We start from the raw sequence: 12,463 nt of genomic DNA on the forward strand, positions 1-12,463 counted from the left end.
CTCAGAGGTTTCGTCTGGCTGGGTAGGCACTGAGTTAGTAGAAATTCTTGCTGCTTTAACAGCATCTCTTGGGCAAGGCGGCAAACCTGTTTTTCTCAATGTATAGTCAAGGGTCAAAATTAAAAATTAAAAAGAGTTCTACACATAAATAAATTTAGGTGACTCACCAACATTGTTTTCTTTTTTCTTTCTTTTTACTTTTGCCTGATTCGGCTTCTTTCTTTTGCCTTTTTACTTTTTACTTGTCTCATTCGCACAAACTTTTCCTTTTGGAAGACTTACCAGGATAGTTTGCAGCGGCGAAAGACGAATCTCGCAAGTTTCCTTTCCAAGTAGCAGTAGGGACTTCGGGAAGTTCTCATTGTCTACTTCTGTTTTCACAGACTTGTTGATCCCCAAAGAGTTACTTTCTTCAGACTTCTGTAGGCTAGGGTAGCGGCTTGCTTTTGCCCCCTCATTCCCAGAGGAGAATCCAAGATCCCCTACATTTCCTTCTTTCTTTGGAACAGGTAACAGCGAGATATCAATCAAAGGTAAGGTAATTTTCAGTGTAGTACCTTGATGAAGTCCCACACTCTCAAGAGTAATGCTGCCTCCCATAAGTTCGATTAAGTTTCGTGAAATAGCCAGTCCCAGTCCAGTACCTTCAAACTGGCGCGTGGTTGTGCCATTCACCATTACAAAAGGACGAAATAATTTATGCTGTTGAGTTGGATCGATCCCTATACCTGTATCTTTGACAGCGACTACCACCTGAGATTGACCATTACTATATTGAATTTCTGTAGAAATGGTGATGCTTCCTGTGTCGGTGAACTTAGTAGCATTGCCGATAACATTAATCAGCACTTGCTTCAGTTTTGGCCCATCTGCCTTGATTGGTATCGCTTGGGGATCTAACTCACATTTCAATTGCAAGCCTTTTTGTTGAACATTAACTGATTGTAAATTAATCACCTCTAACAATATTTGTCGGAGGTCAAGGGGTATGGTGACGACTGAAAGCTTACCTGCTTCGATTTTAGAAATATCGAGTAAATCATTAATAATACCTAGCAAGTGAATCGTTGTTTCATCGGCACGTTTGAGAAACTCCATTTCTTCTTCTCGGTCATCACATAAGCCATCTTCAACCAGGCGAATACAGTTAATAATAATATTTAATGGGTTTCTCAATTCATGGGAAGTCGTAGCCAAAAACTGGCTTTTAATCTGGTTAGCGGTTTTTGCTTCTTTCCAAGCTATTTCCAGTTCTTCTGCCCCAGCTTTGAGCCGTTCTACCATTTGGTCTAATGCTTGGGCCAGTTGATTAAATTCCCGGATTTGAAAATTGTGCGGAACCGGTTGTGCGGCGTGGTGAGAGTGAATATTGAGAGCATAGTCTCGCAATTCTTCTACAGGACGGGCTAAGTAAGGAGCTAGATATAGGGATGCTAACAAACTTGCACCAATCAAACCAACTGTCAAAACAATGAGAATTAGTTTGATTTCCTCTAAACCAAAAAGCGCATTTTCAACACTACTAACAGCTAAGACTATCCACTTTTGCTGCTGCTGTTGAGTGAGTGGATTTGCAATAGCTGTATAGCCAGCTACTAATTCTTTGCCATCTGTAAAAGACAAATTTATCGAATCGTTTCGTCCCGCAACCGCATTTTTAATTATGCTTTTGAGTTGGGAAGCATTTGGGTGCTGATTGATATTAGTTCCCACCCAGTCTGTGAATGGATGTGCCAAAATTGTGCCATCTTCAGCAATCACTACCATAGCGCCGGTGAGCGATCCCGGTGGATTTCTGGTTTTTTGGTACAATGCAGACTGAATACTTAAGCTGTAAACTAAATTTCTTGGGCTATTGGAAACTGGTGCAGATAACACTACTTGCAGTTGATTTTGTGTGTTTCTTTTACCAGTAATTCCTGCCTTTGGCGGAAAGATTGCTTTGACATCAATTCCATCATTAGGCAAAGGTAATATCAATTCTCCAATAGCTTGATCCCCACAGCTACTAGCAACTATCTTCTGGTTTTGCAGATTCGTTAATTGGATGCACTCAATACTGGCTGGAAGTTGTTGCCTTAACTGCGTGAGAATTTCGTGCTCTTGTATAGCTGAATTCGACGGAATCACCGTTGTTTTACTTACACTCAGCAAATTAGCTTTTAAGATTGCGATCGCATCTCCAATTCTTTCCCCCTTACTGACGGCGCTCTCTGTTAAATTTTGACGTGCAGTTCCCAATATACTAGAACGTGCCTTATTCAAGGCAACAATCTCGCCTATCAGTAAAACTGGAACGAATAGCAGCAATATTCTCGTTACTAAAATTCGACGAAAGGAAGATTGGCGGGAATTAGTCATCGAGTGTCTCACTTTGCATCTGCAAACCACAACAGCAAAGATATATAATTAGACCAGCTAGATGAGACATTTTATTAAATTATCAGAATTTTATTTTCAATGTTTAAAAATAACAAATTGCTATAATTCAAAAAGAAACGTGGTATACCAAAACTTGTATATGCTAGATGTAAAAGCTGTTTTTGTTGCATATAAATACAGTGGAGAAATTGAAAAACAGTAACTTGCAGGCATAGTTCTTTTTTTGATAATCTACATGCGAGCAAATAAAATATTAAAACTATCAAATCAATTTAATGTTGCAACATCGTCCTCATACTACAGTTGTTTTAGCAATGAGTGCAGATGGCAAAATAGCAGATTTTAGGCGATCGCCTGCTCGGTTTGGCTCAAGGGTTGATAAAGCACACTTAGAAAAACAAATCGCTGCCTCTGATGCCGTTTTATTCGGTGCTGCTACTCTGGGCGCCTACGGAACAACACTTACAGTATCAGATCCAACTTTAGTGCAACTCCGGGCGCAAGAAGGGAAACTTCCGCAGCCAGTTCATATAGTGACTACACACTCTGCAAACCTCAATCCGGAAATTCACTTTTTTAAGCAACCAGTTAGACGTTGGTTACTCACGACAACAGCGGGGGCACTTTCATGGAAAGCACGCTTAGAGACGCTTGCTTCGACTCTGGGAACCAAAGCACAAGAGTGCCCTCCAGAATTTGAGCAGATTCTAGTTTTTGAAACACCAACGCGAGAGATTGATATTCCCGCAGCTTTGAAGCATCTAGCCACTCTACATATAACACGCTTGGTGGTCTTAGGTGGAGGTGAATTAGTCGCTTCCTTGCTGGAATTAGATTTAATTGATGAATTATGGCTGACTGTCTGTCCGCTGATTTTAGGTGGTAATACCGCACCTACACCTGTAGAAGGGAAAGGATTTTTACCAGATTTAGCTCCCAAGTTACAACTTCTAGAAGTTCATACAGTTGAGCAAGAAGTGTTTTTGCACTATCGCCTGCAACGAGCCGCAGATTAGATTACGCTAAGTTAAGTTATTGGGGATTTGGCATTGGGCATGGATTATTCTCCTTGTCTCCCTCATACCCCAGTCCCTAGTCCCTAGTCCCCAATCCCCAGTCCCCCTAATGGTGGAACAACTTAAGCCTCGCTATTCTGTCGTTTGGACGAACAAAATCGCTGAAGTACCTCAAAATGCCTGGAATGCTTTGGCAATGCCACTCAAAACGCCGTTTTTAGAATGGGAGTGGCTGAACAATATCGAAACCTCCCAGAGTGCTACGGCTAAAACTGGTTGGCTGCCAAATCACTTGACATTGTGGCGAGATAGAACGCTGATTGCTGCCGCGCCACTTTATCTCAAAGGACATAGTTCTGGTGAATTTATTTTCGATCACCAATGGGCAGAGTTAGCCGATCGCATCGGAGTCCAATATTACCCAAAATTGCTGGGAATGACACCATTCACCCCAGCTGAAGGTTATCGGTTCTTAATTGCCCCAGGAGAAGATGAGGATGAAATCACCGCGCTGATGGTGCATGAAATTGATACTTTTTGCTCCAAAAATCGAATTTCTGGGTGTCATTTTCTCTACGTCGATCCCCAATGGCGGCCGATGCTGGAACGGCATGGCTTTACAACTTGGCTGCACCATAGCTATGTCTGGGAAAATGCTGGCTTTAAAACTTTTGATGACTACTTGAAAGTTTTCAACGCCAATCAGCGCCGCAATATCAAGCGGGAACGTAAAGCTGTGGAAAAAGCAGGTTTGCGATTGCAACCCCTGACTGGTGATGAAATTCCTCAGTCTTTATTTCCCTTGATGCACCAATTTTATGCTGACACCTGTGATAAGTTTGGCTGGTGGGGTAGCAAGTATCTCACACGGAGGTTTTTTGAGCAGCTACACACCGATTATCGCCATCGAGTCTTGTTTGTTGCTGCATATAGCGAACAAGATAACTCTCATCCTTTAGGAATGTCTTTTTGTTTGTTTAAAGATGACAAACTTTATGGACGCTATTGGGGAAGTTTTCAAGAAATAGATTGCTTACATTTTGATGCTTGCTATTATGCACCAATTGAGTGGGCGATCGCTAAGGGCATCCAAATTTTTGATCCTGGCGCGGGCGGGCGACACAAAAAACGGCGTGGTTTCCCCGCTATGCCCAATCATAGTTTGCACCGCTTTTACAATAATCGTTTAGGACAAATTATCCGTCCCTATATTAAGGAAGTGAATCAACTCGAACAGCAGGAGATTGAGGCAATTAATGCAGAGTTACCATTTAGTAACCGAGATTCTTAAAAGTTTACCAAGGCAGAGGGTGAAGGACGAATTACACTTGATATAGAGTGTAAAAACCCTTAAGAAAGAAATTTTCTTTTTTTAATGCTTATGGATTTAATAGTTGAAGATTTAGCCGCAATTGATGATAAACTTTCCCAGCGTCATATTGACCTCGATCCTGGTGGATATTTCATTATTTACTTGGATCGAGATGCAGGGTTAATTTATGCCAAGCATTTTACAAATGTAATTGACGATCGCGGTTTAGCTGTCGATCCCGAAACGGGAAAGGTAATTCCGGCGCGAAAAAAGGTAGAACGCACTCATCCGACAGTTTTTAGCGCGAGGACGGCGAAAGAACTTTGCGTGAAAATTTTTGAAGAAACTCAGCCCCCTCCTGTAACTCAATTAGATCATGCAGCTTATTTGGGTAGAGAATTTGTCCGGGCTGAGGTGGCTTTAGTTACAGGCCAAGAGTATGTTCAGGATTAAAGTTAAAAATTAGGAGTTATAAGTTAAGAGTTAAGAGTTAGAAATTCATAACTCCTCACTCCTAACTCTCCCATTACCCATTAGATGAAGGCTGATTTATCTGATAGATATAGTAAGTCGCCATTGGGATAACGGTGGCAGCAATTAACAATCCTACTACCCAAGCAGTAGCGTTACCTTGGTTGGTTTCTTCTGCTTTTTTGAATGTGCCTCCAACCGGTACATTGTCAGTTATTTTAGGTGGCCCTGGATCGGTTTTGCCGGAAAGGACGGCAACAAGGCGATCGCTTGCATCTAGAAATGCCTGATTGTATTTGTCACCATTACGTAACGGCACACTTACTGTTTCAGTAGCTACACTTTCGGCAATAGAGTCAGTAAGGACTGGCTTGACTTGATCCCCAGTAATAATGGCAGTTCCATTGGTAACCGTATCAAGAACCAATAAAATTTGATTAGCTTGGGCTTCTTTTGTAGGAAACCATTTTTTAAATAGTTCTTTGGTGAAGCTTTCCGGTGTTTCACCGTAATCAAGGCGGCGAACAGTCACAATTCTGACTTCCTTATCAGTTTGCTTTGCCAAATTCTCGAAAGCACTGCTAATCTTGCCTTCATTCAGACGGCTGATCACTTCACCTTGATCCAGAACCCAGGTGTTATTCCCGGTTGTGAGGTTGGGTATTTGATACACACCTGTGGCTAAAGCCGGTGCAGTACACAGCGAGGCTGCTAAAATAACCGTCACCAAAGGTAGAATTAGCCGAATGAGGTGTTTTTGACTGCTAAATACTCGTTTGAGGAGCTGTTTCATCGTGTGATCCCTAAGACAGACTTGCACCAAAAATACTACATAACCACTGCAAAAATCACCTCGTTCCCGATTTTCTACAGGATGAAATTTCTGGTATTTCCAGCAGATATATATTTTACGGTATTTTTTGATTCCACAAACTTGTTCTGAGGATCGGCTACAAGCGTTAACTTGACACTAACATCCTTGGTAGTCACAAGAAATACCGCCCATTTTGAGAATTAACCCAAATGTTTAGGGCGGAATTTGCAAACCATCTAGAAATCATATCGTAGGATCAGTATTTTTGGCAGAATCAAGCATATTTTTTCATATCTGCAAGTAGCTTTTCCTGCTGTACCCTTTGATGGGTGATATCTGCATTTTTCTGATATTTTAGCTAAATCTATATCAATAATATATACATGACCATAATTTTAACTAACGACGACGGTATTGATGCCCCTGGTATCCGAGCGCTGCTGAAAGCTGTAAACGGTAAAAATACTATTATTGCTGCTCCTGCCGATCACCAGTCTGGCTGTGGACATCAAGTTACTACCACTCGTGGCATCAACCTCCAGCGACGTTCTGAGACTGAATATGCGATCGCAGGTACTCCTGCTGATTGTGTGAGAATCGCGATAACACAAATTCTTGCAGATGTCAAGTTTGTCCTTTCAGGTATTAACGCTGGGGGAAATTTGGGAGTCGATGCCTATATTTCTGGCACAGTTGCCGCCGTGCGGGAAGCCGCGATGCACGGTATTCCCGGAGTTGCCATTTCTCAGTATCGCAAAGCCAAACAGGATTTTGATTGGGATCTGGCTGCCAAATTCACAACTGAAGTTTTAGCGGATTTACTCAAGCGTCCCTTAGAACCAGGAAGCTTCTGGAATGTGAATCTGCCACATCTGCAACCAGGAGAACCAGATCCTGAAGTGGTATTTTGCCAAGCCTGTACCAAACCTTTGCCCGTGAACTATCGAATTGAAGGCGATAATTTTTATTATGTAGGGGAATATGGCAAACGCGATCGCACTCCTGGCAGCGATGTAGATGTATGTTTTTCCGGTAATATCGCCGTCACCCAGTTAAGAGTTTGACATCAGCCATCAGTTACTAGTTAACTGCTAACACCTTTTAGTGGATATTGAGGAGAGCTTGTAAGAATATTAGTTAATCTTATGGGTATGTGGTGCGATCGCAATCAAAATTTTCAAGGATTTGAAATCTGGTAAAGTTTCAGTGGTACTGAATACTAATATTTCAAAAAAAAGGAGAAATATATGCAATTTCTCAAAATTGTTCTTGTCGCTCTCGTATTGATGGTGAACCTGCTAATCGCTCAACCCTCTTGGGCAGGTAAGGATTTCACTAAGGGGGCTGACTATGCTGAGGTAACTCAGGCGCTCAATCAACTTCTAACTGTAAAGAATACACCTGAGCAAGCGGGCTATACACCTGAGCAGTTTCAGCAGCGATTGGCACAATTGCAGTCTCAGAAAAATGTCATAGAAACAGCTAGAAAGCGGGCGCAGTGCCGCAATGAAACTGGAAAAACTTTGGCTGTCTATGCCAATAAACCAAAAAAATCTCCAACCCAACTCTACTTTCTGGGCGCAGGAACAATCACCGATGATGATTGGGATTGCGATGGTATTTACTTACCCGCAGGTTCTCAAGTGGTTTTAGGCCCAAACGCTCAACCACAAGAACTGACTGAACCCATCGCCGTTAAATTTGTCGATGGTACACAGTCTCTTGCTAGAACCAATCTAGCCACTGGTGCAATTGAATTGAATGTTGAACCTGCCAAAGTATTCAAGGCGGGTGAGAGTACTTGGTTGCTCCCTACTTTTTCTCAAGCCGATATCGATACGCAAATTCCCACCCCACAACTCATTGATTAATCTCATCTAGATAATTCAACTTTTATGCACTTCCCGCATAGAAGTTGAACTAAAGAAATAGGATATATAAAGGAAAATTTTTACCGTTGAACAATCAACTTTTAATTAAGGAAAAATTACAAGCAAAGCTTAAGAATATTCAAAGCAAGAGCGATGGCTCTCCCATTACCGATTTGCAGCTAGACAAAACCTTAGTCGCAGAAATTGAACAATTGACAACGGAACTGGAGAGCGTCAATCCCAATCTCAATCCTCTTCTCTATGCTACTTCTTTGCTAGAAGGAGCTTGGCTACTGCAATACTCCACAGCCAGAGAAATACGTTCTTTAGCTTCTCTTCCATTGGGATTAAAGCTGGATAAAGTTTATCAAGTGATTGATGTTGTAAATAAATTGTTTTTCAATCTAGCTAAAGTTAAACATCCTCTGGGGCTAGTATCGGGATATGTCAAAGTTACAGCTAGCTTTGAGCCTGCCAAAGAAGATTTAGAGCCTCTACAGAACAAACGTATCAACGTCTATTTTGACAAACGCTACCTATCGATTGAGAAGATTGTTGGCATTAATACTCCGAAACTCAACCCATTTAAGGTTGTCTCCGCGAATAATCCTACTAGCAGAACTGCTACATTGGACATTACTTACTTAGATGAAACATTAAGAATTGGACGTGGAGGAGATGGAAGTTTATTTATTCTTAGTAAATCTGAGAATTTACCTGAATTCACATCCTCAAATGAAAATTGATTGCGCCGCTGAATGAATATGGCTCTCTCAATCATGCATCTTTTCAGCAAAGTAAAAGTAGGCTCTGCAATGATAGAGCTTAATACATTAAATTTAAAGGTAAATCATGGTATAGAAGGAGATATTAATGCCGAGCCGATAAGTCCCAGACAAGTTTTAATTGTTAGGTACGAAGATATTGCCAACTTATCAATTCAACCAGGAGAATTGCGAGAAAATATCGTGGTTAAAGGTATAGAAATTGATAAATTTCTCCCTGGCTCTTTGCTACACTTTGAAAGTGGTGCGGCAATTAGATTAACTTTTTACTGCGAACCATGTAAGCGAATAGCTCACTTAGTAGAATCGTTAAAAAGCATCCAAGGTAAAAGAGGAATTTTAGGCGTAGTTATTAAATCAGGTCAAATCAAGGTTGGTAGTAACTTTCAAGTTGAAGCTAATAAATTTCCAGCATTATCTGAAAATCCATATCAACGATTCCTGAATTTTATTATCAAAATCCCAAGTGGAAAAGTAGTTACATATAAACAGATAATCAAAGGTATAGGAGTAGATAATAGCTATCTCAGAGCTATTCCTATATACCTAAAAAAAACTTCGACTGATGATTATCCTCTACATAGAATATTAGACTCTAAAGGTTATTTGATAACTTATGTGAGTCAACAAAAAATTAAGTTGGAAACTGAAGGTGTTCAGGTTTTAGCTGAGGCAAATTTATTAAGCAATTTAAACAAAAATTTTGTAGAGATTAAAGATTATTTATGGGAAGATATTACTCTATATCTAGAATAGACATTGCTGTAATTTTCATAATATTTATAATCCGATTCTGCATCCAGAATTTCATCAAGATGATCCTTGATTTTTGATTTGTTTAGATGTAGCTTCCATAAAATCGATAAAAACTTTTATGAGCTTATGAATTCCCTCGCTACCTCCTGCAATTAAACCTCCTGTCAGCAATGCATCTAAACAACGGAAAATAACTACTTGTATGGGATTATCTAAATCAATAACTACAAGTGGCTCAATTGAGCGAATACCTATTGCACTCATTAAAAGACCGAATAAAAGGGATGTCCATAGAGCAATTGTTCGTGTATCAGATTTATAGGCTGTTTTTTGGCGCTCTTTTTCATTTATATCATCCATTTGTGGCTTAAATATTTTTAATGGTTCTTGTTGGTTTTGTGTAAAGTTTTGGATGATTTGCTGTTCTAAACTCATTCCTTCTGGTGGAAGTCCACTGATTTGATTAGATTCTAAGAATTGGCTCTGTTGTACTTCCATAAGTCTTATCTTCTCAGCCAGTAGAGCCTTTTTTTGCTGAATACTAATATCTAATTGTTCGACGAATGGGCCACGCCAAGTAGTTATAAAAACTTCTAAAGAACGCTCTAACAACAAAGAAATAAATAATTGTAATGTAAGTAACTGGACAATATCATTAACCCCAAATGGTTTTAAAATAAATGGTTTAGATGATAACCAAGTTGATAAAGTTACTACTAGAAAACTAATAATGATTAACACAATAAATAGAGGAGATTCGGGAGAAAGCTTTAGCAACGTATCTATACTCCTGTTTCGCGTCACAATATCTAACACAGCCTGGAGGTGAAAACTACACCTGCTGAGTAACTTAACAACGTTAATTTGATAGAACAGTAAATAATTTATGACCTGTCCCTTTTTTCTAAAAGTGTGATGAGTCACGCCGTTGTGGGAGTAGAAAACATTCCAGTGCTACTGTGCATGGGATGACGCTAGAGCAAGTAGCAACTGTAGCACCAACTAAAAACCCCTCCAAGGTGTTGGAGGGGTGAAAGTAATTTTTGCGAATGAGATGGTAATTAGGGGGAGATAGCAGCTTTTCCTGCTCGGTTAGGCATTTTCTTGTCAAAGCAACCAGATGATAGTACAGCATTTTATAAATCCATTACGAACCTCTGCAAGTCTGTACTTAGTAAGATAAATCATTAGTGCTGTTGTCTGATGTCAGTTGCGACTCGACAGCGTTTAGATAACCTTTATCATTCAAAGCTTCTTGTGCTGGTAACTTTTTAGCGTTGACAGCAGCCTTAACCACACCTAGCGCAGTCAGGTTTCCTGTTTGGTATTGAGATACCAAAGCACTACCCTGTGCTTTCAGATTACTTTGATAAGCTAGAAATACAGCATCAAAGGGTTTGAGGTAGCTGACGTTAGACGAATTGTTAGAATTGATAGCTATAGGTTCGCCACTATTGCTAGTAGCTATTTGAGTGCCACCGATTCCAGGCAATAAAGCAATAGAAGTAACAATGAGTACAGAATCAATTAAGATAGAGAGTTTCATAGGATTATCCTTAGTCATAGTAAAGTGCAATTAGTGTTCTTGAGTAATAGAGTCTTATTTTTTATCTGTCTTAACTTCCTGCACCCAGTTCACCTGAACGGTTGATTTGCTCCTCACCCATTCGGGTGATTTAATTGAGCGCATTCTACGGTTTATTCAAAGTTGCTAAGACCCATCATCTGATAAGCAAGAACAGCAGTATCAAAGCTTTTGAGGCAATTGATATCTGTGGAATCGTTGCGTAAAGTATTAGGTTTGATAGCAGTGTTGATTGATGTGCCACTCTTGCGATAAGTAGCTATTTGAGTCCTAGCGATTCTAGGTAGGACACTAGAATCAACAATGTGTGCAAAATTAAGCCAAGGAAAGAGTTTCATCATTGATGCTGTGTTAGTTAATAAATCGGGAGTAAAGTTCAGGACAAACTTGAACAGATATATATTTAACTGATACCAATTTTTTATGAAGCTGCATAGAATTAGATCCCCCCTAGCCCACGCCAGTCGCTCATGGGGGTTTCCTCCATGAGCGACTGGCGTCTCCCGTCTCCCCTTGGGAGAAGACCGCGCTGGCTCCTCTTATTAAGGGGGGAACCGGAAAAAAATCTATCAAAGTCCCCCAATTTATCGGGGGATTTAGGGGGTTCGAGATATATGCAACTTCACATTAAATTGGTATGAGGTTATCTAAAAATTTATGCAGTGTTGTTACTCGGTTGTAGATATAGCCCAACTGAAGCATCGTATTTCTGCGCTATCCCTTCAACAGCAGATTTATTGATTTAGTATGATTGAATCTAATTTGTCTATTCGGGTTTACCGAACAGACAAATTAGAGTAAACCGTAATAATTTTCTATCTAATTTCGTACGGTAATCATCAATTAATTGGTGTCAAAAACCGAATTTACAGCAGCTTTAACTCTACATAATATGAATATGTAAGCACAGAGTTAAGTGCAAAACTTATTAAACAAAGCTAACTAATGCGAGGAAAAGTTATGACACTAGTTCGTTGGAATCCTTGGAGAGAAATTGACACTCTACAACACCAAATCAATAGTTTATTTGAAGACACCAGACTACCATCTGCATTGTTTGACAAAGGTTTAAGCAAAGTTCCGGCTGCTGAAATTCAAGAAACTGAAGATGCGATTCATCTAAAGCTAGAACTGCCAGGAATAGAAGCTAAAGACCTGGATGTACAAGTCACAGAAAATACTGTTTACGTTAGCGGTGAGCGGAAGTCCGAAACAAAAACAGAGGAAAAAGGTGTTACCAGAAGTGAGTTTCATTACGGTAAATTTCAACGCGTAATTCCTCTATCGGCTCGGATTAAAAATACTGACGTTACAGCAGATTATAAAGATGGCATCTTGAATCTAACACTGCCTAAAACTGACCAAGAAAAGAATAAAGTTGTCAAGGTGAATTTGGAACAATCTGCTAACTAATGATTTGCTTGCGATGTCTACGACGGGCTACGCCTACGCACTACTTTACCTGCAATAA

General features: G+C 40.1%; 13 protein-coding genes. 8 read left to right on the top strand and 5 right to left on the bottom strand.

The window, feature by feature from the left end:
• Window positions 1-231: 231 nt before the first annotated feature.
• Window positions 232-2,361 (bottom strand): ATP-binding protein, encoded by a 2,130-nt coding sequence (locus HWQ44_RS02320; protein WP_292714208.1) that lies wholly within the window; start codon window positions 2,359-2,361, stop codon window positions 232-234.
• A gap of 296 nt (window positions 2,362-2,657) precedes the next feature.
• Here HWQ44_RS02320 and HWQ44_RS02325 point away from each other — a divergent pair, with 296 nt between their 5' ends.
• From HWQ44_RS02325 to HWQ44_RS02335, 3 genes are all read left to right on the top strand, one after another.
• Window positions 2,658-3,398, top strand: coding sequence for a RibD family protein (locus HWQ44_RS02325; RefSeq protein ID WP_292714210.1), 741 nt, complete (start codon window positions 2,658-2,660; stop codon window positions 3,396-3,398).
• Between the two features lie 109 nt (window positions 3,399-3,507).
• Entirely contained in the window at window positions 3,508-4,689 is a 1,182-nt protein-coding gene (locus tag HWQ44_RS02330) for a GNAT family N-acetyltransferase (RefSeq protein ID WP_292714212.1), read from the top strand.
• 90 nt (window positions 4,690-4,779) lie between these two features.
• On the top strand, window positions 4,780-5,163 hold the full coding sequence (locus HWQ44_RS02335; protein WP_292714215.1) for a DUF4346 domain-containing protein: 384 nt from the start codon (window positions 4,780-4,782) through the stop codon (window positions 5,161-5,163).
• A gap of 73 nt (window positions 5,164-5,236) precedes the next feature.
• Here the strand turns inward: HWQ44_RS02335 and HWQ44_RS02340 are convergent, their stop codons facing one another.
• Window positions 5,237-5,974: a TPM domain-containing protein gene (locus HWQ44_RS02340; RefSeq protein ID WP_292714218.1), complete on the bottom strand. Its 738-nt coding sequence runs from the start codon at window positions 5,972-5,974 to the stop codon at window positions 5,237-5,239.
• 404 nt (window positions 5,975-6,378) lie between these two features.
• Between HWQ44_RS02340 and surE the strand changes: the two genes are divergently transcribed.
• The 4 genes from surE (at window position 6,379) to HWQ44_RS02360 (ending at window position 9,407) form a co-directional block, all read left to right on the top strand.
• Window positions 6,379-7,059: a 5'/3'-nucleotidase SurE gene (surE, locus tag HWQ44_RS02345; RefSeq protein ID WP_292714221.1), complete on the top strand. Its 681-nt coding sequence runs from the start codon at window positions 6,379-6,381 to the stop codon at window positions 7,057-7,059.
• 183 nt (window positions 7,060-7,242) lie between these two features.
• Window positions 7,243-7,866: a hypothetical protein gene (locus tag HWQ44_RS02350; protein ID WP_292714224.1), complete on the top strand. Its 624-nt coding sequence runs from the start codon at window positions 7,243-7,245 to the stop codon at window positions 7,864-7,866.
• A gap of 86 nt (window positions 7,867-7,952) precedes the next feature.
• Complete coding sequence (locus HWQ44_RS02355) at window positions 7,953-8,612, top strand: PAP/fibrillin family protein (protein ID WP_292714227.1); 660 nt, start codon at window positions 7,953-7,955, stop codon at window positions 8,610-8,612.
• Window positions 8,613-8,630: 18 nt separating this feature from the next.
• Window positions 8,631-9,407, top strand: a complete 777-nt coding sequence (locus tag HWQ44_RS02360) for an MGMT family protein (RefSeq protein ID WP_292714229.1) — start codon at window positions 8,631-8,633, stop codon at window positions 9,405-9,407.
• A gap of 54 nt (window positions 9,408-9,461) precedes the next feature.
• On the opposite strand, the gene HWQ44_RS02365 is transcribed toward HWQ44_RS02360, so the two are convergent.
• The 3 genes from HWQ44_RS02365 to HWQ44_RS02375 form a co-directional block, all read right to left on the bottom strand.
• Entirely contained in the window at window positions 9,462-10,184 is a 723-nt protein-coding gene (locus tag HWQ44_RS02365) for a hypothetical protein (RefSeq protein WP_292714232.1), read from the bottom strand.
• A gap of 394 nt (window positions 10,185-10,578) precedes the next feature.
• Window positions 10,579-10,953, bottom strand: coding sequence for a hypothetical protein (locus HWQ44_RS02370; protein ID WP_292714235.1), 375 nt, complete (start codon window positions 10,951-10,953; stop codon window positions 10,579-10,581).
• A 152-nt stretch (window positions 10,954-11,105) separates the two neighbouring features.
• A complete protein-coding gene (locus tag HWQ44_RS02375; protein ID WP_292714238.1) occupies window positions 11,106-11,333 on the bottom strand; it encodes a hypothetical protein in 228 nt (75 codons plus the stop codon).
• Between the two features lie 619 nt (window positions 11,334-11,952).
• Here HWQ44_RS02375 and HWQ44_RS02380 point away from each other — a divergent pair.
• Entirely contained in the window at window positions 11,953-12,405 is a 453-nt protein-coding gene (locus HWQ44_RS02380) for an Hsp20/alpha crystallin family protein (RefSeq protein ID WP_292714241.1), read from the top strand.
• Window positions 12,406-12,463 lie beyond the last annotated feature (58 nt).

The sequence above is a fragment of the Nostoc sp. JL34 genome, from assembly GCF_017114945.1.
Lineage (GTDB): Bacteria > Cyanobacteriota > Cyanobacteriia > Cyanobacteriales > Nostocaceae > Nostoc.

Excerpts from the sequence above, each read along its gene's own strand:
- HWQ44_RS02370 (WP_292714235.1), bottom strand. The coding sequence starts at position 10,953 with ATGAAACTCTCTATCTTAATTGATTCTGTACTCATTGTTACTTCTATT.
- HWQ44_RS02330 (WP_292714212.1), top strand. The coding sequence starts at position 3,508 with ATGGTGGAACAACTTAAGCCTCGCTATTCTGTCGTTTGGACGAACAAA.
- surE (WP_292714221.1), top strand. The coding sequence starts at position 6,379 with ATGACCATAATTTTAACTAACGACGACGGTATTGATGCCCCTGGTATC.
- HWQ44_RS02340 (WP_292714218.1), bottom strand. The coding sequence starts at position 5,974 with ATGAAACAGCTCCTCAAACGAGTATTTAGCAGTCAAAAACACCTCATT.
- HWQ44_RS02360 (WP_292714229.1), top strand. The coding sequence starts at position 8,631 with ATGGCTCTCTCAATCATGCATCTTTTCAGCAAAGTAAAAGTAGGCTCT.
- HWQ44_RS02320 (WP_292714208.1), bottom strand. The coding sequence starts at position 2,361 with ATGACTAATTCCCGCCAATCTTCCTTTCGTCGAATTTTAGTAACGAGA.
- HWQ44_RS02380 (WP_292714241.1), top strand. The coding sequence starts at position 11,953 with ATGACACTAGTTCGTTGGAATCCTTGGAGAGAAATTGACACTCTACAA.
- HWQ44_RS02375 (WP_292714238.1), bottom strand. The coding sequence starts at position 11,333 with ATGATGAAACTCTTTCCTTGGCTTAATTTTGCACACATTGTTGATTCT.
- HWQ44_RS02335 (WP_292714215.1), top strand. The coding sequence starts at position 4,780 with ATGGATTTAATAGTTGAAGATTTAGCCGCAATTGATGATAAACTTTCC.
- HWQ44_RS02325 (WP_292714210.1), top strand. The coding sequence starts at position 2,658 with ATGTTGCAACATCGTCCTCATACTACAGTTGTTTTAGCAATGAGTGCA.
- HWQ44_RS02350 (WP_292714224.1), top strand. The coding sequence starts at position 7,243 with ATGCAATTTCTCAAAATTGTTCTTGTCGCTCTCGTATTGATGGTGAAC.